The sequence below is a fragment of the Paenibacillus xylanivorans genome (genome assembly GCF_001280595.1).
In the GTDB taxonomy this organism is placed as follows: Bacteria; Bacillota; Bacilli; order Paenibacillales; family Paenibacillaceae; genus Paenibacillus; species Paenibacillus xylanivorans.
Genome location: NZ_LITU01000061.1, coordinates 69376 through 91274, shown reverse-complemented (window position 1 = coordinate 91274; position 21899 = coordinate 69376). Strand labels below are relative to the sequence as shown.

At 42.4% G+C, this 21899-nt stretch carries 20 protein-coding genes and 1 pseudogene; 5 read left to right on the top strand and 16 right to left on the bottom strand.

What is annotated here, in order from left to right:
• Nucleotides 1–10: 10 nt before the first annotated feature.
• A complete protein-coding gene (locus AMS66_RS16675; protein ID WP_082350747.1) occupies nucleotides 11–925 on the bottom strand; it encodes a DMT family transporter in 915 nt (304 codons plus the stop codon).
• 155 nt (nucleotides 926–1080) lie between these two features.
• On the opposite strand from AMS66_RS16675, the gene AMS66_RS16670 reads away from it, so the two are divergent.
• A complete protein-coding gene (locus tag AMS66_RS16670; RefSeq protein WP_053781884.1) occupies nucleotides 1081–1986 on the top strand; it encodes an AraC family transcriptional regulator in 906 nt (301 codons plus the stop codon).
• 103 nt (nucleotides 1987–2089) lie between these two features.
• On the opposite strand, the gene AMS66_RS16665 is transcribed toward AMS66_RS16670, so the two are convergent.
• The 7 genes from AMS66_RS16665 to AMS66_RS16635 all read right to left on the bottom strand — a co-directional run bounded on the left by AMS66_RS16665 (nucleotide 2090) and on the right by AMS66_RS16635 (nucleotide 10211).
• Nucleotides 2090–3541, bottom strand: coding sequence for an MFS transporter (locus AMS66_RS16665; protein ID WP_236703454.1), 1452 nt, complete (start codon nucleotides 3539–3541; stop codon nucleotides 2090–2092).
• Nucleotides 3542–3700: 159 nt separating this feature from the next.
• Entirely contained in the window at nucleotides 3701–4705 is a 1005-nt protein-coding gene (locus tag AMS66_RS16660; protein ID WP_236703453.1) for a helix-turn-helix transcriptional regulator, read from the bottom strand.
• 218 nt (nucleotides 4706–4923) lie between these two features.
• The gene (locus AMS66_RS16655) at nucleotides 4924–5916 is read right to left on the bottom strand and encodes an aldo/keto reductase (protein WP_053781882.1); all 993 of its coding nucleotides are present in this window, start codon (nucleotides 5914–5916) and stop codon (nucleotides 4924–4926) included.
• A gap of 232 nt (nucleotides 5917–6148) precedes the next feature.
• Nucleotides 6149–7057, bottom strand: a complete 909-nt coding sequence (locus AMS66_RS16650) for a helix-turn-helix domain-containing protein (protein ID WP_053781881.1) — start codon at nucleotides 7055–7057, stop codon at nucleotides 6149–6151.
• A 16-nt stretch (nucleotides 7058–7073) separates the two neighbouring features.
• Nucleotides 7074–8075 (bottom strand): LacI family DNA-binding transcriptional regulator, encoded by a 1002-nt coding sequence (locus AMS66_RS16645; protein WP_053781880.1) that lies wholly within the window; start codon nucleotides 8073–8075, stop codon nucleotides 7074–7076.
• Between the two features lie 128 nt (nucleotides 8076–8203).
• Nucleotides 8204–9190, bottom strand: coding sequence for a Gfo/Idh/MocA family protein (locus AMS66_RS16640; protein ID WP_053781879.1), 987 nt, complete (start codon nucleotides 9188–9190; stop codon nucleotides 8204–8206).
• Between the two features lies 1 nt (nucleotide 9191).
• Entirely contained in the window at nucleotides 9192–10211 is a 1020-nt protein-coding gene (locus AMS66_RS16635; RefSeq protein WP_053781878.1) for a Gfo/Idh/MocA family oxidoreductase, read from the bottom strand.
• Between the two features lie 180 nt (nucleotides 10212–10391).
• Between AMS66_RS16635 and AMS66_RS16630 the strand changes: the two genes are divergently transcribed.
• Complete coding sequence (locus tag AMS66_RS16630) at nucleotides 10392–11243, top strand: MurR/RpiR family transcriptional regulator (RefSeq protein ID WP_053781877.1); 852 nt, start codon at nucleotides 10392–10394, stop codon at nucleotides 11241–11243.
• A gap of 799 nt (nucleotides 11244–12042) precedes the next feature.
• On the opposite strand, the gene AMS66_RS31800 is transcribed toward AMS66_RS16630, so the two are convergent.
• The 5 genes from AMS66_RS31800 to AMS66_RS34720 form a co-directional block, all read right to left on the bottom strand.
• A complete protein-coding gene (locus AMS66_RS31800) occupies nucleotides 12043–12225 on the bottom strand; it encodes a hypothetical protein (RefSeq protein WP_053781876.1) in 183 nt (60 codons plus the stop codon).
• A gap of 219 nt (nucleotides 12226–12444) precedes the next feature.
• On the bottom strand, nucleotides 12445–13161 hold the full coding sequence (locus tag AMS66_RS16620; protein ID WP_373456367.1) for an amino acid ABC transporter ATP-binding protein: 717 nt from the start codon (nucleotides 13159–13161) through the stop codon (nucleotides 12445–12447).
• A 4-nt stretch (nucleotides 13162–13165) separates the two neighbouring features.
• Nucleotides 13166–14611, bottom strand: coding sequence for an amino acid ABC transporter substrate-binding protein/permease (locus tag AMS66_RS16615; RefSeq protein ID WP_053781875.1), 1446 nt, complete (start codon nucleotides 14609–14611; stop codon nucleotides 13166–13168).
• Nucleotides 14612–14956: 345 nt separating this feature from the next.
• A complete protein-coding gene (locus AMS66_RS16610) occupies nucleotides 14957–17128 on the bottom strand; it encodes a M1 family metallopeptidase (RefSeq protein WP_236703452.1) in 2172 nt (723 codons plus the stop codon).
• Nucleotides 17129–17401: 273 nt separating this feature from the next.
• Complete coding sequence (locus tag AMS66_RS34720) at nucleotides 17402–17542, bottom strand: hypothetical protein (protein ID WP_407944551.1); 141 nt, start codon at nucleotides 17540–17542, stop codon at nucleotides 17402–17404.
• A gap of 50 nt (nucleotides 17543–17592) precedes the next feature.
• Here AMS66_RS34720 and AMS66_RS34385 point away from each other — a divergent pair.
• Nucleotides 17593–17907: pseudogene (locus tag AMS66_RS34385) on the top strand (AraC family ligand binding domain-containing protein); the annotation flags it as partial.
• 54 nt (nucleotides 17908–17961) lie between these two features.
• A complete protein-coding gene (locus AMS66_RS34380; protein WP_330219322.1) occupies nucleotides 17962–18324 on the top strand; it encodes a helix-turn-helix domain-containing protein in 363 nt (120 codons plus the stop codon).
• A gap of 27 nt (nucleotides 18325–18351) precedes the next feature.
• On the opposite strand, the gene AMS66_RS16600 is transcribed toward AMS66_RS34380, so the two are convergent.
• On the bottom strand, nucleotides 18352–19740 hold the full coding sequence (locus AMS66_RS16600; RefSeq protein WP_053781872.1) for an MFS transporter: 1389 nt from the start codon (nucleotides 19738–19740) through the stop codon (nucleotides 18352–18354).
• Between the two features lie 111 nt (nucleotides 19741–19851).
• Between AMS66_RS16600 and AMS66_RS16595 the strand changes: the two genes are divergently transcribed.
• Nucleotides 19852–20742 carry a LysR family transcriptional regulator gene (locus AMS66_RS16595; RefSeq protein ID WP_053781871.1) on the top strand — a complete coding sequence of 297 codons (891 nt, stop codon included), beginning with the start codon at nucleotides 19852–19854 and terminating at the stop codon, nucleotides 20740–20742.
• A gap of 69 nt (nucleotides 20743–20811) precedes the next feature.
• On the opposite strand, the gene AMS66_RS16590 is transcribed toward AMS66_RS16595, so the two are convergent.
• Both AMS66_RS16590 and AMS66_RS16585 read right to left on the bottom strand, forming a co-directional pair.
• A complete protein-coding gene (locus tag AMS66_RS16590) occupies nucleotides 20812–21183 on the bottom strand; it encodes an iron chaperone (protein ID WP_053781870.1) in 372 nt (123 codons plus the stop codon).
• Between the two features lie 107 nt (nucleotides 21184–21290).
• Nucleotides 21291–21884, bottom strand: coding sequence for a YdeI/OmpD-associated family protein (locus AMS66_RS16585; RefSeq protein ID WP_053781869.1), 594 nt, complete (start codon nucleotides 21882–21884; stop codon nucleotides 21291–21293).
• Nucleotides 21885–21899 lie beyond the last annotated feature (15 nt).

Genomic DNA, 21899 nt, shown 5'->3' with positions numbered 1-21899 from the left:
AGCTATACCTTCACGTCAAGTTTCGAGATTCAGGAACGGTGTAACGCACGGATTTTGCCCAAAAATACACTGCCATGCCAACTACGGTCATCATCCCGCCTACAAACTGAAACAGAGAGATGGTTTCTCCCAGAAATACAAAGGCGAGGATGATCGCAAGAACAGGCTCACCGATAATACCTACAGAAACCGTCGTTGCACCTAAAGATTTCAATAATAAATTAATAAGAAATTGTCCAAAAATGGTTGGGATTACGGCAAGCAACAAGAAATACGTCCAATCCGAAACGTTATATCCTGTTAGTGAGAAGTGATTGCATAGATTGTAGACAAGCAAGACACTTCCCCCAAGAAAGAAAACAATAATACTGTACCTATTTGCATCGATTTTATGACTTACTTTTTGTCCAGCAAGCATATATGCCGAAACTGAGATTGTACCTACTAAAGATAATCCATCCCCAATCAACGCCTCTCTCGATACCCCGATGTCCCCCCAAGCGATAATGACTGATCCTGCAAGGGCAGTGATTAAGCATAGAATGGTAACCATGTTAGCTCGTTCCTTGAAGATCAAGTATGATCCAATCATTACAAATAGAGGCTGCAACGATAAAATGACCATGGAACTTGCAACGGAGGTATGAACCAATGACTCCATCCAGAATAAGAAGTGTAATCCGAGAAAAAGCCCGGCTAACAACACAACGCTCCAATCTTTTTTGCTCATCTCAAGGGTTCGAAGTCTTTTCCAAGCTACAAAAGGGAGCATTAGTATTACGGTTATGAACAATCTGTACATCCCAGCTACAGAGGTTGGAGTCTCTGAGGACTTTATCAATATGGAAGAGATCGAAATGGACAAAATGCTTATAAAAAGCAAAATGTACGGATGAGACGGATACAACGATTTATTCATTTTCATGCTTTTTCCTCCAAGATGTTCTACCCCAATTCTGTGCACAGGATTATAGTGATAAAACAAAGATTGGATATAATAATATCATCGTTATTCTTTTAATTGTGTAATAATATCGCTATATTATATATAAATATCACCATCTGAAAGGACGCCGTTCAATGTCAAAACAGCTTCACGAGACGATTCTTTTCCCTGATGCTTCATTTCCATACATTATGTACACGGTTAATTCCGAGAAAATTATTCCTGAAGGCAGGGGATTTAATGACTTGCATTGGCATGAAGAGCTACAAATTACGTTGGTTACTCAAGGAAAGTTAGTCATACAGGTGAACGGCATCGATCATGAATTACTGGCGGGCCAGGCTATCCTGATTAATAAGGGAGTCCTTCATGTGACGACACATCTAACCCACAACGGTCAATATGTAAGTTTTAATTTTCCTGAAAAGCTGTTGGCCTTCTATACAGATAGTGCGATGGAGAAAAATTATGTATTACCTTATACCGACTCTGCCCTCGTGTCACTGGTAATCAAAGGGGATGTGGAATGGCAAAGGGTCGTGGTAGATATGCTATGGGATATGAAAAAGAGATTTGATAGAACTAAAACGTGGGGATGGGAATATGAGGTTTCCATCCAAACCGTACAATTGTGGTTAATATTGATTAATAACATTACGCTTTCTACCGAGGAGGCACCCAAATATGCAAAGCTACAGCAAGAGCGCCTGCAACTCATGCTCAGCTTTATCCATCAACAGCATTCAACGAATATCACACTGCAAGAAATTGCTGATGCAGCACATCTGAGCATCTCGGAGTGCACCCGTAGTTTTAAGAAAACCATTCATATGACACCGTACGATTACTTGATTAAATACCGGATCAAGAAAAGCATGGAGTTATTAATTTCAACGGATTATACAGTAACCGAAGTAGCTCATAGAGTGGGTTTTAACCATGTAAATAATTTCATTCAATCTTTCAAAAAACATCAGTGCCAAACGCCTAAGGATTTTCGGAATTCGAGTAATCCGCTCAACCATCCAAGTAAGAATTAGTCTGTTTGTCTCTGTTGTTTTGCTCCAAACGAAACAACCTGAAAGGCACTTATGCCTTCCGGGCTGTTCTTTTGATGCAGATTACTTCAAGAATGCAATTACGTCACTTTTCTTTTAACAGGAAAATGCAGGCACAAGCAGCAAAGGCAAGTCCGCCGCTCGCGGCGCTTGAAATGGAAAAGGCTCTTACATAATCCGCTAGTCCGGCCTCATCAAGGGGCGAGCGCAGTGCGGCAGAAAACAAAATGCTGATTATTGCCACGCCCAATGTGTTCGCCAAATACATAAAGGTTGTGAACAGTCCCGATCCGGTTCCTGCCGAGGCCGTTGGCACACAATTCAGGATCGTATTGGCAAGCGGCGTTGTTGCCATGCCCAGACCAAGCCCGTACACCAAGAGTATCAATATATTGTGGAAATGGAACAAATGAACGGTATCGGCATGCAAAGACCAAATCAGCAAAAATATACTTGTCCCCATGGTAAATGTCCCTATTTTCAATACAACATCTCCCCACCTTTTCACCAGCCGCGAGGATAATAAGGAAGTAGCGAAAAATCCAAAGCCTAGTGGCAAAAAAACAAGACTGGTTGATTGAACATCGAATTGTAATCCCGCCTGAACATAATAATTCAAGATGAAGAAAAAAGAGAACATGCTCAGATATACAACGATTTCTGTGAAAATGCCGATCCGAAACGAGTCTATTTTGAAAATGGATAGCTCCATTAACGGCGTGCGCCCCGCGTCCTCCCTCCGTTTCTGTCGAAGAACGAATAGGATCAGCAGCAACAGTGATAACAACAGACATCCCCAAGTCCATATCGGCCATCCTTGTTTTTGCCCAATCGTCAACGGATAAATGAGCATAAGCAATCCAAGCATGACCAAAGCAGTGCCGAGCCAGTCAATACTCTGCTTGCGATGCCCCTTTGATTCGGGAACGATGTGGAGCCCTGCTATTACTAGCAGTCCAATAGGCACATTAAATAGAAAAACGATCCTCCAACCAAGACCAAACAGATTCCAGTCCAATAATAAGCCGCCCAAAATGATGCCAAGTGTAAAACCTACACCGATAACGGCACCATAGATGGCAAAAACAAGCCCTTTTTCGTTCGCCGGGAAGCTGCTCTGCATGATGGACAAAACCTGAGGTTGGATCATTGCTGCCGATAGACCCTGGATGATACGAATGACAATGAGCATCGTTGGATTAGAACCTACTCCTCCGAGCAGACCCATCAGGGTAAAACCCAATACCCCGATCCATAATATACGTTTCCGACCATATAAATCGCCCAGTTTCCCACCCAGAATCAATGCAACGGCAAGTCCTAAAGAATATCCCGAGAAAATAAGCTGGGCCTCGCCAAAGCTTGCTTTTACGCTCAACTGCATCAACGGAAGAGCCACCTGTATCATGTAGTTATTCAGCGAAATCAGTAGCGTCGGCAACAAAATCAGAGCTAGAGCCATCCAGCGGCGCGGATCCACCTGAGGTACCGTGTGTGCTTCTCTTGTAGTTGCAGCAGTTAATTGATGCATGATCATGATCCCTCTCTTCCAACCTTCAATTGATAACAATTATCAGTTAATAGGGAGAGGAGGTCTACCTGCAAAGGGATTTTCTATCCCTATAAAAGGAGTGCGTGGGAACTAAAAAAGGAATTTCGACATGATAGCCATGTCCGAAATTCCTTTTAAATTGTCCTAATCGGTTTTTGCATCCCACTGAGATAACATCTTGAGGTGCTCACTTGGATTATATCCATAAATCTTACGAAAAGCTGCTGCAAAATTGCTGACATTGCTATAGCCTACGGATACGGCCGCTTCTCCGACGTTCATTCGCTGTACTTCCATATAATAAAGCGCCATTTCCATTCTCTGCTTACGCACCAGCTCAAATACAGTCATGCCAAAGCGTTCACGAAATCCTTTTTTGAGCTTGAATTCATTGAGCCCAACCTTTCTCGCCAGTTCCTGAATCGATAAGGGCTGTTCATAGTGGCGAATGACCAATTCCCTGGCATAATCAAGATTCGCCAGATCATCACGGCTCAAGAAGCATTTTTCATTCAGCGCCTGATGTCCTTCCACTTCACCAAACAAAGCGATCAGTTCCATGGATTTGCTCTCCATGTACAACCGTTTCAAGGCTCCATCATACGAGCAATTCAACATATCCGACACACAACGATGAATCTCCGGTGTATTGGGATAGTTATCAATGTTCCCTTTATATCGCTGCAGCCAAGACTGCATTCTCTGTTCCTCGGTTAGATCTGCCGCATAATACAGCAGTTCCTGCGGGGATAAGCGAATTTCAAGCATATGATGCCGGACATCCGCTTTTTTCTCTTCATACACCAATTCATCCTCGAAAAATAATACGTTGCCCGTCCAATGATTGGTATGGCTTTCCTTCCCGTCCCATTCACAATAAATATCGCCATTAAGACAATAACTTATCTCAAATAACGGACAAGCCTCCTGAATACGAAGTCTCATATCCTGGACATAGGTCACGTCGGTTATAACGATTTCCATACCAGGACGGATTCGTGTTCTGTGAATACTTCCTTGTCCCATCTCGTGTGGGATCGTAATATGCTGCTCCCATTTTTGAAGCCTGAATTTCCCTTGAATCAGATCGGTAAATTGATCAAAAAGGCTGTGCACCTCGCTGTTAACGATATTTAGAGTCAAAACCACACCTACTTATATCAATTTAGAAATCCTCTGTGCTACTTCCTGTTTGCTAAATTCAATATTTCCCGAAGCTCATTGGTAGCTACTTTTCAATCGCCATGGTTATCAAACATCAATAATGTAATCCAACTATATCTTAAAAAATAATATAAAAAGAGACAAGTTGGTTACTGATAGCCATCCTGTCTCTAATTCATTGACCTATTCGGTCTTTTCTCACATTACTTAAATCCCACATTAAGCCCATATACCGGATGAGGAACATAAGGCTCTTCCAAACATGCAATCTCTTCAGATGTTAACGTAATCGACAGAGCTTCAGCTGCATTTTCGAGATGGGATATCTTCGTAGCGCCAATAATCGGAGCTGTAACCGGATCCTTGTGCAGCAACCAGGCAAGGGCGATTTGGACCCGGGGAACGCCGCGTTTTTTTGCGATATCTGCAACCTGCTCTACCACCAACCGATCGGTACTGGCTGTTGCATCGTATTTTGCCTTTTGCACCTGATCAGTCTCAGAACGTTTTGTCGTTTCCTCCCAATCTCTGGTCAGTCGACCAGAAGCAAGTGGACTATATGGAATTACACCGATTTTCTCTTCCTGACATAAAGGCATCATTTCCCTTTCCTCTTCACGGTAGATCAGGTTATAGTGGTTTTGCATCGATACAAATCGGGTCCATCCATTTTTCTCGGCAACATATAAAGCCTTTTGGAATTGCCATGCTGACATGGCAGAAGCGCCAATATATCTTGCCTTCCCTGCCTTCACCACATCATGTAATGCTTCCATAGTCTCTTCGATCGGGGTATGGTTGTCCCAGCGATGAATTTGATACAGATCCACATAATCGGTTCCCAGTCTCTTGAGGCTCTTATCGATCTCACTCATAATTGCTTTTCGAGAAAGTCCGGCGCCATTCGGACCATCATGCATGCGGGAAAACACTTTTGTCGCAAGGACAATTTCATCGCGATTTGCATAGTCCTTGAGAGCCCGCCCCAGGATCTCCTCACTTGTTCCGCCTGCATATACATTTGCCGTATCAAAGAAATTAATACCGATCTCCAAAGCTCTTTGAATGACGGGACGACTATTCTCCTCATCCAATACCCATTGATGAAATCCACGCCCTGGTTCACCAAAGCCCATACAGCCAAGACAAAGCCGAGATACATCCATACCTGTATTTCCCAATTTAACATATTCCATTTGTTTATCCTCTCCTCAGTTATTTTTGTTTGCCACAACACCGTACCCATGAGTCAAGAATAACAAGAAAACAGATACGTTTCTTTGCTATTAAGTTCATCTGATTTGTTTATTTAGCCCATTTGTCTCCAAAGATAAACAAAAAAGCGTTTCACGACATTTTATCGCGAAGCGCTTTGCACAAAAACGGTACATAACTATCTTTTTAGAGGCTGAAGAGGTTCAGATGAGCTTATTTTATCTTTTCCTCACTGTGCTTGCATTGCAGCCTATATTCCGACGGTGGAAGCCCGAACTGAAGTTTGAACACCTTGGAAAAATGGGCAACGTTTTCGAAACCTGTTGAGAAACAGACATCCGTGACAGACAGAGACGTCTCTGCCAGCAGTTTCTTGGCTTTATCCAGTCTCTGATTACGAATCCATTTCAGAGGTGAAGTGTGGTATGCAGCCTGAAAGTCCCTTTTGAAGGTAGACAGGCTTTTGCCGGACAAATAAGCCAGATCACTTATGGATATGGGATTGGTAATATTTTCTTCTATCATTTTGCCGAAGTTACTGTTTTTATCATGATTCGGCTGCAGGAGTTGATGTAAGAAATGCTCGTTGGCATGCGCCAGATGAAACAGGAGTTCCATGAACTTGATCCGTACCAGCCCGTCCTTTACCTCTTCCGGTGTTTCGAAATAGGGTTTCAATGACGCTATATAAGAGCGAGTGAGTTCGTTGACAGGAATAATGGACACCGGAATGAATTCATTTAAGGTATTCGTAGGTTTGAAGCCAGAGAACTGAACAAATTCCTCAAGCATATTTTCGTTCAGGAAAAACATCATGTAGTCCAGCATGAATTCAGAGCCGGATTCTCCCGACTTTATGTAATCAATTCGAATTGATTTGTGAAGAAAAACCATTTCATTACTGCGCACGGTGTACTCCTGATCCTTGAATCGAACCGTATACACGCCAGATATGACGAACAACAACATGTGATCTTTCAGAAAATAGGAACCTGTTGTCCCTTGTGTGTGCAAGCAGAATTTAATGACGGATAACCCGTCCTGCTTTAGGCTTCCTTGTTTGTCTGGTGCACGTTCCAGCTCATGTGGAGCCTTAATTATTTTTTTGCTTCTCACGGACATAAGCAGTCCCGCCTTTTTAGCTTTTAATAATAGAATAACAGGAAACGGAATCGCGTTCGACACACTGTATATTGATCCTATAAGTCGATTCTACAGCCTCTCCTTTTAACATTTGAATTAGAACATGTCCGGCAAGGGAGCCGGCATCTGTTTTGGGTTGTCGAAAAGTGGTAAGCGGTGGATTAAGGTATTCGGATAAATGTATGTTGTCAAAACCGATAATGGATAGATCTTCGGGTATGGAGACCTGATGTTCTTTAAATGCCTCCAAGCCTCCAATGGCCATTTCATCATTTGCAAAAAAGACTGCCGTTGGAAGTTCTCCTTCCATTAGCAACTTGGCTGCGTTGTAACCACCTGTTTTCAAAAATTGTCCGCCCATTCTCCAATTCTCATTCTCTTCCACTCCAGCTTCATGCATAGCTCTCAGATAACCCTGATATCGCATCAGATTACAATCTGAACTTAAAGGTCCGCTGATATACGCTATTGCGCGGTGCCCTTTATCCAGAAGGAAACGGGTTGCCATATATCCACCCTGCTCATCATCCATCAGAACATTTACAATATGCTTACTATGGAGTTCCCGGTCCATCACAACAATAGGAAATCCCGTTTCGGCAGCCTGCAGCAATAATTCATCTTCAATGTTTTCAGCGATTACAATCACGCCATCCAGCCTTCTCTCCCTGATGAAGCGTGCGGCTGTAGAGCGCTCTCCACCTAAAGAACTGCATACGATCAGGTCGTATCCTTGACTTATAGCGCTGGATTCAATTCCGCTCACCAAGTCGGAAAAATAGGGGACGGACATGTCATGAACTATAACACCGATAGTTTGTGTTTGTTTACGTTTTAATTCGGATGCGGCTCCGTGCTTGATGTAATTAAGCTCATTTGCTGCTGCAAGTACTTTCTGTCTTGTGTGCTCACTTACATATTTCTTGCTGTTAAGTACACAAGATACGGTTGAACTCGCGACACCCGCTAACTTTGCTACATCTTTAATCGTTATCATTAAATACTCCCCAAGAAGACTGTTATTGGTTCACTAGCAAATGAATTTTTATATCATTCACCGCATTTTAACACGTCATCTTGGGAATTGCACAAAAAGATACAATCGATCAGAAATTTCAGAATAAATTATAGATCAGGTCCAAATACAAGATTTGCGGATTGCTTGGCTAGTTCAATAACCTCCATAACCTTCTCACTATGCTCAAGCATAGCTGTAACTTTCCCAAGATCTTGTTCGCGGATCATACGCTCGAATTCAACAAACTCGTCATACATACGATGAGGATGATCCTTATCATCTACCCGAATCGGTGTTTCCTTATGAAGAGCAAGATTAAAGGATTCACATTTGTTGGTAGAGCTCGTCATCTGGATATATCCTTTATTACCCTGGATGTTCATTGCATTAGGGGCTGTGCTGTCTTTAGAACCTATGCAAACACACTTGAACTCGCCATAGTCCAAAAGCAACATGCCTGAAGTATCAATCCCGCGTTCCATGTTGGCCCAGTACTCGACCTTCTTCGGGCTCCCGAAAAGCCCCACGACGAGATGAATATTATACAAATTAATGTCCATCAAGGCTCCACCAGACATTTCCGGATTAAATGCGGGCAGCACTTCTCCGGCCTGAAAAGCCGCATAGCGGGATGAATATTGGGAATAGTTACACTCCACGATTTTGATGTCACCCAGTTTGGGCAGTTTCTCCTTCATGGACAAATAGTTCTTCAAATACTGGTTTGTGATAGCTTCGACCAACACCAGCTGTTTTTGCTGTGCAATCTCTTTAAGTTCAAGAAATTCTTGCAGGGTGGAAGTGAACGGCTTCTCACAGATGACATGTTTGCCGCTCAATAACGCTTCTTTGGCATAGGCATAATGAAGATGATTTGGAAGTCCGACATAGATCGTATCTACTTCGTCATTTGCAATCATATCGCTATACTCCGAGTATATTCGGGCAATACCATACTGCTCTTGCAGAGACAGCAATTGTTCCAAATGACTAGGTCTGGAGCAGATGGCCCTCAACGTAATTGCAGGAATTTCATGAATAAAGCTCAATAGATCCCTTACAATCATTCCGGCTCCGACAATTCCCAATTTCATGTTAGTTACACTCCTTCATACCTTTTTCCAATATTTCCATAACTGCTATGGTTTCTCTGTCTTGAATCACTTTTTCTTTGCCATGGTTGATTGCTTCATAGAGGTCGTCGTACACTCTTGCATAATCCCCCTGTTCAGATACTACTTTTTCCTCATGATAGATTCCTGCGTCATCCAGATACGTTAATACGCCATAATGCTGAGGCAAATCCTTACCAAAATCGGGATGTCCTTTGGGAAGATAAAATAACTTCAGATGTTCCTCTTGACGATCCTCCGTTTGTTTTACGAATACCCCCTTTTTGCCGTATACTACAAAACTCGGGCGGGGTTTTAAGCGAAAAAAGCTCGATTTGACAGATACTTTATGGGAAGCGTAATAAAAATCCAGATCGAAATAGTCATTCATTCTGCCAGGGCCCAGCAATTGACGAACATCGTAATGAATCTTGTCCGGTTGCCCGAAATAGGATAATACCTGGTCAATGGTGTGAACACCGTGCCCGTATAAATAACTTTTGTATTTGGAAAAATGGGAGGTAGCATGCGGGATCTCCGGTCGATAATAATCGTAATGCATCTCCACTTCCAACAGATCACCAAGCTTTCCTGATTCGATCACTTTCTTGGTCGTCAGAAAATCCGAATCATATCGTCGGTTCTGATAACATTGAATCAGTAGATTTTTTTCTTTTGCGTACTGGAAAATGAATTCGGCTTCTTCTCTGCTAAGCATGAAAGGTTTTTCAACAAGTACATGTTTTCCGTGGTCGAGCGCCATCTTTGCATATTCATAATGGGATTCGATATGTGTACAGACCACTATTAACTGAATTTCATCGTCATTCATTAAAACTGCAAGATCATCTGTATAAAGAACACCATCCATTTTCTCCCATTCCGTTTTCTCCGGATGACGGGCGTATATTGTTTTTACTTTTAAATGATCTCGATTTAATGAAAAAGGAAGATGATAACGATTCGTACTTTTGCCATTGCCAATGTAACCGATGGTCAACATGTGAATTCCCCCTAAGGCTCTTTTTCAATTATTATAGAAGAAGAAAACCCTCCATAGGAGCTTTGAAGAAATTACGGTATATTTGACCAATAATTTGTATTTCTAATGCCCTATTTTTAAACAAAATGTTTACTGAACGCTCTACATCAACGTTATTTCAATGAATCCGGGGTGAACCTATTGAAAATATTGACTCAATTAACAGACATGAACAACTTTACACCAAATGAAAAAAGCATTGCTTCTTATATTCTGACGCACAAGGAACTCATGCTTCAATTCAATATTCAAGAGCTAGCCAAAGCTACATACACGTCACATTCTGCCATAAACCGCTTGACTCATAAGCTTGGACTTTCGGGGTTCAAGGAGTTCAGTATTAAGCTTGCTCGAGAGTTTCAGCAGGATGCTCAGAACATCTCCAATATCGATCCCAATTATCCATTCGCTCTTGGTGAATCCTCACTCCAGGTAGCAAAAGATATTGCTGAACTAATGAAAGAAACGATTGAGAAAAACTTTGCCTTTATGGATGAAACCTCTCTATCAGAAGCGGCTCATTTGCTGGATCAGGCAAAACGAATCTTCATCTATGCATTGGGTGATTCTCAAATTCGCGCGAAGAGCTTTCAGAATAAACTGATTAAAATCAATAAATACGTCGTGATCACAACAGAGCTATCCGAATGGGCTTACCACACCATAAATCTTACGACACAGGATTGCGCCATTTTTTTGACCTACCATGACAAATCACCCATTTTCCTAAAAGCAGCTCAACATTTCTCGCGAGAAAAAATTCCATTCATCACGATTACTGCTAATCATCAAAGTGAGTTGGCCAAAATGAGTACGATCTGTATCCAGGTGCCGAATGACGAAACAAAACACGCAAAGATCGGTACATTTTCATCACAAATTGCTTTCGATTACGTATTAAACGTGATTTACTCCTGTATTTTCCAAATCGACTACGCTAAAAACATGCAAATGACTGCACATTCGTTGGAAAATTTCCATTTGGAAGAGTGATTCGCATTCATTTCTAGATGGATTACGAAAAGGGAATCGCACAATTTGCGGACCTTCTTCGGATCGGTGTGGAACGTGAAGAATTCTCACCGTCATGGCGTTATGGACATCTCCAGACTTGCTGCTTCCTTTCAGGAGGGAATTATGACCCACTACATCACAATCGGTCCCGAAAAAGCGAATACTTTAATGCAGTATGAAGCCCTTATGCTTTATTTAAAAAGTCTACTCCATCCAGTATCAATCGAAGAGACGTAACGTTAGGGGGAGCAAGAATGAAGACGCTTTTGTAATCCAACATTCTGCAAGCTGTTCATTGCGGCTTTTGCGTCGCAGCTAGGCACCGTGATTGGAAATATGGCATTTAAGCCCCGAAAATCTCATCCTGTTGGTGGGAATTGCCATAGCTCCCATTAACATCGCGCTTGGCAGATGGATGCCGGAGCTTGTTCCCCCGTAGAATAAATGTCGAGTCAATTCATTGATCAATCCGATTATGATGCTTGGGCACTCAGTGGCTTTGGGAGGCATCGCTCTCTCCTTTCCAGTATAGTTATCGGTCACCTGGCTGCATTACATGTTGGCATTATGCACGATAGCCGTCAGCTTTTTCTATCTAAATTTTCTCCCCTCTCTTGTCCGCAACCGATTGGTTTATGCGACGGCCGAAAAGACCATCGCAAATGGAAAAGAAGGCTAAACAAGATTCACCTGGGTGAATACCTGCCTGCCTCTTTCTTATGAGAATGGAAATGGCGGATTAAGAACTACCAACTACAGGGAATGCCCTGCTGCTGGTTTAACTTTTGAATGAACCCTTGTCGCCCATAGGATCAATAAGGAGAAATATGATCTGAGCAAGAATACCACCACCCATATTTCCCACAAGACGACCCATAATGGAGCCATTGTAATAGAGGGTCGTGGACAGTCCCGGTGAATGAGGCAACACATCCGTGAAATAGCTTAGTCCGTTCCCCATCACAATGGCTACATATATTGCCTGCAGGAGCTGAGCCGCAATAAGCTGCCAGGAGTGACTCGATAAACTTAAGATGGTGTAATAGAAAATACCGACAAAATTTGCTGGACCGATTTTCGTCTTTGTAAAAAAAAGAACACAAGAAACGCGACCAATTCAAACTAAATTCAGACCAACCCCCCTCAAGAACTTGCTCTTGAGGGGGTTTAAATTGGAGCTTTAGAGTACTTTTTCCAGGAAGCTGATCGTGCGCTCATTCTTCGGATTTCCAAATATCTCTTCGGGAGTCCCTTGTTCTACGATAAATCCACCATCCATGAAGATAACCCGATCCGCAACTTCACGGGCGAACCCCATCTCATGGGTAACAATCATCATCGTCATGCCTTCGCTCGCAAGGTCTTTCATTACACCGAGTACTTCGCCTACCATTTCGGGGTCCAGCGCCGAAGTTGGTTCGTCGAATAACATAACATCCGGGTTCATGGCAAGCGCCCGTGCGATAGCTACACGTTGTTTCTGTCCGCCTGATAGTTGATTTGGATAGCTGTCTGCTTTATCCGACAAACCAACACGATCAAGTAAACGAAGTGCGGTATCGCGGGCTTCTTTTTCATTTAATATCCCCAGTTCTCTGGGTGCAAACATGATATTTTTAAGCACGCTGAAATGGGGAAATAGGTTAAAATGCTGAAACACCATGCCAATATTCTCGCGTGCTTTGTTAATGTTCGTTTTGGGATCATTTAGATCCCGATCATCCACAATAACCCGTCCAGCCGTAATCTCATCTAATTGGTTAATGCAACGCAAAAACGTACTTTTACCCGAACCTGAAGGTCCGATGACACAGACAACCTCACCTTCGAGGACGGACATATCAATTCCCTTTAGAACCTGATTCGAACCGAAGCTTTTCTTTAATCCTTCAACCATAATTTTACCCACGACGAACCTTCACCTCCAGATAATCAGCGATTTTAGTCAATGTGATGATAACAATCAGGTACATAATCGCAACAACTAACCAAATGTCAAAAGAGGCGAACGTCCTTGCGATGACAATCTTACCGGATTGCGTCAACTCCACAAGCCCAATGACGGATAAGATCGACGTATCTTTCAGTGTAATGACCATCTGATTAATAAATGAAGGGATCATAACCCGTATGGCCTGAGGAATTACGATCTTCATCATAGCTTTACGATAAGGAAGACCCAATGAACGGGCGGCTTCCATCTGTCCACGGTCAATCGATTGAATCCCGCCACGAATAATTTCGGTTACATATGCACCTGCGTTAAGACTCAGTGTCAGAATGGCGGCCAGGAACAGTGGCATGGTAAAGCCCATAGCCTGCGGAATCCCGAAATAGATAAAGAAGGCCAGGACAATCAAAGGTATCCCGCGGAAAATATCCACAAATACGGTCGCAACACCACGAAGAAACCTATTTTGTCCCACTTTCATAAAGCCAAATATCAAGCCGATGATAAAGGCAAAAAACAGAGATACAATCGTATATAAGAGTGTGTTTCCCAAACCTTTGAACAGCGAAGGAAGCGATTTCTGAATCAATTCCCAACGACTCTGGGTTGCCACTAGGGCATTTTCACCAAGGTACTTCTCTTTAATACGTTCATACTCGCCGCTTACCTTAATATTCGTTAAACCCTCGTTAAACATCTTAAGTAGTTCCTGATTCTTACCCTTACTTACCGCAAATCCGTAGGAAGCCCCATCTTCTCTATCGGTAACGATTTTCAAACCGTTATTTTGGTTCACCCCAAATCTTAAAACAGGTTCATCTTCAAAACATGCAACCGAATTACCGGTTTTCACATCATCATACATTTGCGATGAATCATCAAACGGAACGATGGTAAAGCCATATTTTGAAGCGATGGATTCAGCAAAGCTGTATCCTTCTGTGCCCGTTTTCACAGCGACCTTTTTACCGCGAAGATCTTCGTAGCTTTTTACAGTATCATTATTGGCACTAATCCCCATCACTACGCCTGATTGATAATAAGGCTCTGAGAAGTCAAACTTTTGTTTTCGTTCATCTGTAATACTCATTCCGGCAATGACGCCATCCACCTGATTGGACTCCAGAGCTTGCACTGCAGCATTAAATCCCAGGGCTTTGATTTGATAATTGAAGTTCTGGTCTTTGGCGATCGCATCCAGCAAATCCATATCGATGCCTACAAAATCCCCATTTTCATCTTGATATTCAAACGGTGCAAATGTAATGTCCGTGCCGATCACATAGGTTTTACCTGAATTGGAGTTTGCATTGGCATCCCCCGCCCATCCGGATAACCCCGTCACTAGGAGTAAAACCAGTGTAAGTACAAAAAATGAGACCTTGGTTGTTTTCATATGTCCTCCTCATCTCGGTGTTCTCCGAATTCTGATCATTTTCTTGTCATTGATGTTACTCTCGTACATTTTCAGGTGTCTTCACACATTATATTGTTATTATTTGCAGGATATTAACAATCAATGCTTTCCCTCACATTCTTCATGTTCCTCCGCAACGTTTTATTTTACATCCATTTAAAGATCCACGTTATATTTACCCTTCAGAACAGCTTTTAAAAACCTAAATTGAACTTAAATAAAAAAAGTCGCCTAAATGGCGACTCTAAACAAACTATATCATTATCTTTCGGTGGGCAATTCCCAAGAGAATTAGACATTCTTTATAAGAATGAACACTTCCGTTTATTCCTCTGCGAAAAATTTCGATAGGGGATTTTCCACTTTTTTATCCAGTGTCACCTTGCCGGTTTTGTCCAGCACATAGTACTGATAATAAGCATTGGTGAACCCAATGGATTCCTGCATTTTCATCATGAACGATTCAAGACTCCCACCGCTCAGATGATCTTCATTCCAGAAATAGTGCAGCATTAAGCGATTTTGATTATAAGGATGTTTGATAATATACGCTCCAGCTGCAGAAGGTTGATTCATGATCGTCTTCCATTGAAAGCCGATATGGGTAGCACGGTCCATGATGCTGGATTTCAAAGCTTGTACAAGACCATTTGATTTGGCATTACCAATCACAATCAGATTGCTGGTGGCCAGCTCCTTTTTCATTTTTTGCTTCAATACCTGACGGTCCCGGATCACGTCATACTTCACTCCACTTAAATCCAGAAGAGTTGTCAGTTGGTTAACCATAGCTTCCTGTTGTTTGTTCGCTGATTTGCTCACCTGATCACCAAGCACAATGGCTAATGGTTCACCTTGGAGGGCTTTATCCATCACACGGCTCATCGTTTCAAAAGGCAAATTCGGAACCTGAGTTAACGCTGATTCATACAGCAATTGAAATTGATCATGCAGATATGCGGTTTTCTCCTCGTTAGACATTTGATATTCAGGCTTCAGCACGAAATTGGGCTCATATAAAGCCGCCTTCATATCATTTCGCGCTTCTTTCCCCAGTTCTTCTTCTATGGTTTGGAGAAGTCCGTCAATCGTAGCGTTTTGGTACACATAACGTTTAAAATATACTTTCATAAATGCATCAAATTTCTCTTCCCCGACGGAGCGGTACAATTGGTATATCGCTTGGCGACCTTTATCGTAATAAACGGGGCTTGCCCAATCTCCCACTTCATCATTGGTTGAAGCAATGGCCTTATCCACCGTGGAATCGTCAAATTGGATGGATTTAAAACCATTCAGCTTATCCCCCTGCTTCTCAGCAAAATAAACTTTGGAAAAATCCGCAAAGCCTTCATCCAGGAAAGACTCCGTCTCCGAATCATTTCCGATTAACGCATGGAACCACTGATGTGCAATTTCGTGGACAAATACCGTGTCCTGTTCAGGAGCCGCGTTTATTCCGATTTGTCCCATTTGAATGACCCTTGAATACTCGATAGCCACACCTTCCACATACGATTCAACAATTCGGAATTCAGGATAAGGGTATTTACCGTATTTGTCGCTGAAAAAATCAATGGCTTTGAATGCTTGATCAATATACCCATCAACGATCTTTTTCTTACCTGGTTGGTTATCAAAATAATAATACTCTACTGTAAGGCCATTACGGGTTACACTGTCCACTTTGAAGTTTGGGCTGGCAAAGAAAACAAACTCCCTTGTATTCCGGGCCACGGTGGATACTACTTTGCGTCCATTCTCCACATCATCTTGTGTTGTTATCGTTCCAGGCATCATTACCTGATATTGATCGGGAACATTGAACTGAACTTCATAATCCGCGGAAGTATAATAATCCGTTTCAAACGTTTGACTATATGGTTTGGTGTCCCATTCATGCTTGGCCTCATCATAGACTGACATTACAGGAAACCAATGAGCACCATTGATAATATCTTTGTAATACGACAAGCGCTGTGAGCCATAGGGAATCTTCAGATTGAAATGGACTTGAACCGTAACGGATTCTCCGGGCTGGATAGGCTTCTCCAGTTTCACCGTCATAGCTTGGTTTTTATTACTAAAATCAAGGGCTTGTCCGCCGGTCGTCACCTTCTCAATATCAATGCCTCCAAGAAAGTCTTCCGGCTTCTTATCAGGATTATTTTTGCTGATTTCTTCATTTGAGCGCTTAAACATGGTCGTCTGGGTTGATTTCGAAAGGTTCGCATCAGCATAAGTATGAAATACCAACTGCTTCAATGTATCTTTGCTTGTATTTCGGTAAGTAATGGATTCATTCCCCTGAATCGTCATCTTCTTCTCGTCCAACCGGGCTTGAATTCGGTATTGAATAGGCGCCTGAGCCTTAACGTCCTCTGTGGCTTGTGAAATAGTAGATACAGGAGATGCTTGAGCAGCAGCACTACCCGTACTTATTAATGGGCATGCTGTCAGAACCAGAGCGAGTGTGCTGACTGCTGTTATTCTCATTAGATTTGATGTTAATGAACGTGAATGATTGATATAAATCTCTCCCTCGAATGATTTTTGAAACATAAATGTAAGTATAGAAGACCAACCTTACACTGGTTTAATGCGTATCTTAAATTTCGTTTAAAAAAAGTGGCTGTTTGTATTAAATGAGAACGATTATCCGATGTTTTTAAATTCTGAAATAAAAAAGCCGCCATGCAGGCGACTTCTAACCATTATGATCTTCTCCTCTGATTCTCAATTAATAGTGTTACAAGCAAGTTTCAAAAATCAGGTACGAAGCCAAACATTCATTTCTCCCGTTTGTCGATTACCCCATAAATAATAAGGGATTGCTTTGAGTTGTACAGGTTTTAAGTTTTTGTGTAACGACTGGTATGGTTGATTCTCCAACCACGCAGATTCATCCACAAGTAGCCCATCAACTTCTATAGTAATGCAGCCACCAATATGATTTATTACTTGTGGTTAATGGACAGTTATATATCGGAGAGAATGATCAGCAATGGACTTTGAAAAAAGGAGAAACACTGCTCTTGTTGCCAGAAGGAGAACACTTTTCGGTCGGGCCGTGTACACAGAATACTGTATTTTACTGGCTGCACTTCGAGCATGCTGCAAGATACGAAAACTTGCCAACCTCTGCTATCCATGAACCAGAGGTACAGGAATCTTCCCGACCGTTTGGTAACTCATATACGTTAAGTCTTCCTAAACATTCAAAATTAGCTGACCCACAAGCGGCTTTCAACCTACTGGAGCAATTGTTGGCATTGCAAATCGACAACTCCTTCTGGCAGGAGCAACGCTTGCTCGGTGAATTGCTTTCCATGTTGGAAGAAGGCAGCTTGCGAGTTATGGACTCCGTGCAGACTCGATTAGTAGTACAAGCATCCAATTACATTCAACAGAATTACAAGACAAAGGTCACCAATGAAACCTTGGCGGCAGCTCTCCATTTTCATCCCAATTATGTTATCCGTTGCATGAAAATGAAGTATGGTAAAACGCCAATTGAATATTTATATGAACTTCGTTTAGAACGTGGGAAGCGGCTTCTGGTAACTACAGACTGGCAGATCGGTATCGCTGAAGAAGTGGGTTTTCGTTATGCTCCATACTTCTCATCCTGTTTCAAACAGTATATCGGATTGTCTCCGCTTCAGTTTCGAAAGCAATATATGGCTAAGTAATTCTTTGTATCAGCCGAACCACTGTTCTTATAAGCATTCGGTTCCCTTGTCTATTCTCTGACGTCGTAAGGTCATCATGATTAAAGATGCAGCTAATACCGTCAGGATGATCCCGAGCGTTTGGAATCCCCTAAAACTGAAAGTATCTCCCATGACAATACCAATCAACAATGACGACAGAATAGTACCCAGATATCTCGATGTATTAAAAATACCCGATGCGACACCGATCATTTCTTCGGGTGTGCTCTTAAACAATGCCGCTTGCATACCGACACTGTTCAACCCGTTACTTATACCGAATACAGCCAGGGGCAAGATTATATTCACAACCGGCGAAGCTTTATCCAACACCACAATCATGATGGATCCGAGCGTCATTAACACGGCAGAAACGATCAAGGCTGGTCGTGTCCCTGATCTGTCAATCCAGCGTCCTGCTAGAGGAGAACTGATGAGTGAACATAAACCGAGGGTGAGCATGATTATTCCTGTATGAACTTCGTTGAGATGGCGAACCTGCTGCAAATAAGACGGTATACCAAAAAACAGAGCATAAAACAGAGTGTTAACCAGCATAAATTGTACATTTACCCATGTCATCTCGGGATGTTTGGCAAATACCCGCAGCGGAATAAAGGGGGACGGCGTTTTCAATTCATGCCGTATAAAAGTCACTAATGCAATCAAACCGACTCCCCCTGCCATAAGGTGCCATGTTGAAAGATGTCCGGTTGAATTAACTGAAAGCAAGCTCATTAGCAGAGTTACCAAAGCGATTGTGAACAAAAGTATGCCTGGCGCATCAATCAGCAGGAACCATTTCCTAATGGACATGTCACCATGGTTGGATTTGAGTGCCCCCTCTTTGGGAATCGTTTTCCAGGCGAAGATAAAGCTCGCGATTACAAATGGAATATTTACAAGGAATATGCTTGGCCAGTCCCACCAATGAATCAATACACCACCAATAAAAGGGCCTACCGCTGCTGCACCGGAAAGGAACATTGCGAGGACTGACAAGGCAGCTGCCTGTTTCTCAGTAACATGGATTTTTACAATCGCCATCCCAACGGCTACCATCATGCTTGTACCAACAGATTGAATGATTCGGAACACGATGAGCCACGAAAAACTTGGGGATAACGGAGCTAACATGGAGGAAACGAACACAACAACAAGACCAGTAAGGAATATCTTTCTGCGGCCGAACAGATCACTGCACTTGCCCATGACGGGTTGAGCCACAGCACTGGCAATGTAAAAGGAGAAAATGATCCACGAAACTGCCGTAACATCAAGTAGATATACCTGTTGCAGTCTTGCAATCGCTATAGATATCATGGAGGAATTTAACGGATTCAACATGATTCCCAAGCCGACAGCTATCATTAACCATATATTTCGAACGTTCATTATGTATGCACCTCCTTCTTTTGTTGTCATCTTAATGGAATTCCTTTATTTATTCCAACGCATTTTATGTTATGATTTGATGAACTAAAAGGAATAAGAGAGTGGTGCGAAATGGAGCTTCTTCAGCTACGCTATTTTCTGACGTTAGCCCGGTGTGAACATGTTACGGAGGCAGCGGGTAAGTTGCATGTCACTCAATCTTCATTGAGTAAAACGATACAACGATTGGAAGATGACTTGGGTGCACCGTTATTTGATCGATTGGGCAGAAAGCTGCGTTTAAACGAATTCGGAAGAACATTCCTTCGACGGACCGAAAAAGCCCTATTCGAATTGGAACAGGGAAAACAGGAAATTGCGGATCTCTCCAACCCGGATCACGGCACACTTCAGTTGGCGGTCACTACTGCCAGCACATTACCAGGGATCTTGCGGGAATTCCGAAAAAATAAGCCGAATGTTCAGTTTCATGTACAAATGGTTACTTTGGAAGACATGTCCACGCTTCTTCATCGAGGCGAAATCGATTTTTGCCTGTCCTCCCCTCCAATTCAAGGTGATGTTATCGAATGTCAGATGCTGTTCCAGGACCCTATTGTCGTAGCTGTGCCTCTTGGTCATCGATATGCGGATCGAAGCAGTATAACATTAGCAGAGCTTAAGGATGAGTGGTTTGTGGGGGTGAAAAAAGGATATGGTATTCGTGATCTGGTGGACTCCAAATGCCTGTCCGTCGGGTATGTACCGAAGTATGTTTACGAAGGAGATGAGCCTGCAAGATTAACCGCACTTGTTGAAGCGGAGATTGGGCTAGCCTTTATACCAAGTACGGCAAAAAACTCACAGGAACGCATTGTATATCTTCCAATCGAGGATCAGAACCTTGTGCGGGAAATTGCTTTATTGTCGCATAAAAACAGATATATCTCGAAAGCAGCTATCGCTTTTCGCAGCGTTGTTATAGATTATTTCGGTTCAATGTCCCAACCAATTGATGAATGACCATTGCAAAGACCCCGCTCATCATTGAATGTCTAAGCGAGGTCTTTTCAGATGTAGTATCCGCCATGCCTATTTCCGCCAAAAGGTTGAACAGTCTGCCTTCTCCGTAATATTGAATTCAATCATTTTCTCCAGTAATGAGAAATCAACCGGGCCATCCCACCGGATACGTACCAACTCCTTGGTATGATCATAGCCCGCTTTTACAATTTCGTCGGAAAAATGATTAATACCAGCCTTTTCGGGCGCCACAGCCAAATGATGTTTCGCTACGCTAAAACCGATAATAAATGTGCCATGATCGGTAAACATGGGCTGATTCCACGCTATTTTGGCTACTAAATTTGGATACTTCTTGGTAATCCATTCTAGAATTTCTTCCGTTCGGTCCCGATGTCCCAGGTTATCAATTCGTGCTAGATATTCTGCAAAAACTTCCATCATATCTTCTCCTAACCAAGATTTATTTCGCATACTTCATCTCATATTATCATGAAAATGAGATTAAAAAACCCTTTGTCTCAGATTCACCAAAGGGTTGAAATACCTTAATCATTTAAACCTTTTCCATCCAGAATTTGCTGCGTATATTTCTCAACCCTTGAAACACGGGTTTTGGATTGCTTGGGTTGGGAGAAATAAAACAGGTATGCTCGTTGACGTCCAGGCGTCAACGCTTCAAAGGCTGTTTTCAAAGCAGAATTTTCATCCAGTTTATGTTGAAACTCTTCTGGAACAGCATATTCTGTATTCTGTTTGAGAGTTACTTTCAATCCGGCCTTTTCAATCTCAATCGCTTCTTGAATATACTCTTTCAAGATGTTCTCCATGTCAACGATCTGTTGAATATTCGTGAACCGAATCTGGCGGGCTGACTGTACATTTTCTGTTTGTTGAATTAGAATACCCTGCTTGTCCTTTAACAAGGCACCTTTGTGAAACAGCAGCGCACAATATTCTTTAAATCCATGAATGATCACGACGTTTTTATTCTCCAACGTGTAACAAGGATGCATCCACTTAAAGTCTTCGGTCAGACCGCAGTCAAGGATGATTTGTCTTAGCTTTACCGATTCTTCCTTCCACTTCTTTGCTTTGTTTAAATATCCATCCACTTTGGGGTTTGTTCTATTAGTTGTCATCAGGGACCATCCTTT

Excerpts from the sequence above, each read along its gene's own strand:
- AMS66_RS16615 (WP_053781875.1), bottom strand. The coding sequence starts at position 14,611 with ATGAAAACAACCAAGGTCTCATTTTTTGTACTTACACTGGTTTTACTC.
- AMS66_RS16655 (WP_053781882.1), bottom strand. The coding sequence starts at position 5,916 with ATGGAATATGTTAAATTGGGAAATACAGGTATGGATGTATCTCGGCTT.
- AMS66_RS16590 (WP_053781870.1), bottom strand. The coding sequence starts at position 21,183 with ATGGAAGTTTTTGCAGAATATCTAGCACGAATTGATAACCTGGGACAT.
- AMS66_RS16675 (WP_082350747.1), bottom strand. The coding sequence starts at position 925 with ATGAAAATGAATAAATCGTTGTATCCGTCTCATCCGTACATTTTGCTT.
- AMS66_RS16640 (WP_053781879.1), bottom strand. The coding sequence starts at position 9,190 with ATGAAATTGGGAATTGTCGGAGCCGGAATGATTGTAAGGGATCTATTG.
- AMS66_RS16635 (WP_053781878.1), bottom strand. The coding sequence starts at position 10,211 with ATGTTGACCATCGGTTACATTGGCAATGGCAAAAGTACGAATCGTTAT.
- AMS66_RS31800 (WP_053781876.1), bottom strand. The coding sequence starts at position 12,225 with ATGGGGAACGGACTAAGCTATTTCACGGATGTGTTGCCTCATTCACCG.
- AMS66_RS16600 (WP_053781872.1), bottom strand. The coding sequence starts at position 19,740 with ATGAACGTTCGAAATATATGGTTAATGATAGCTGTCGGCTTGGGAATC.
- AMS66_RS16595 (WP_053781871.1), top strand. The coding sequence starts at position 19,852 with ATGGAGCTTCTTCAGCTACGCTATTTTCTGACGTTAGCCCGGTGTGAA.
- AMS66_RS16650 (WP_053781881.1), bottom strand. The coding sequence starts at position 7,057 with ATGTCCGTGAGAAGCAAAAAAATAATTAAGGCTCCACATGAGCTGGAA.
- AMS66_RS34380 (WP_330219322.1), top strand. The coding sequence starts at position 17,962 with ATGTTGGAAGAAGGCAGCTTGCGAGTTATGGACTCCGTGCAGACTCGA.
- AMS66_RS16645 (WP_053781880.1), bottom strand. The coding sequence starts at position 8,075 with ATGATAACGATTAAAGATGTAGCAAAGTTAGCGGGTGTCGCGAGTTCA.
- AMS66_RS16620 (WP_373456367.1), bottom strand. The coding sequence starts at position 13,161 with ATGGTTGAAGGATTAAAGAAAAGCTTCGGTTCGAATCAGGTTCTAAAG.
- AMS66_RS16670 (WP_053781884.1), top strand. The coding sequence starts at position 1,081 with ATGTCAAAACAGCTTCACGAGACGATTCTTTTCCCTGATGCTTCATTT.
- AMS66_RS16610 (WP_236703452.1), bottom strand. The coding sequence starts at position 17,128 with ATGAGAATAACAGCAGTCAGCACACTCGCTCTGGTTCTGACAGCATGC.
- AMS66_RS16665 (WP_236703454.1), bottom strand. The coding sequence starts at position 3,541 with ATGATCATGCATCAATTAACTGCTGCAACTACAAGAGAAGCACACACG.
- AMS66_RS16585 (WP_053781869.1), bottom strand. The coding sequence starts at position 21,884 with ATGACAACTAATAGAACAAACCCCAAAGTGGATGGATATTTAAACAAA.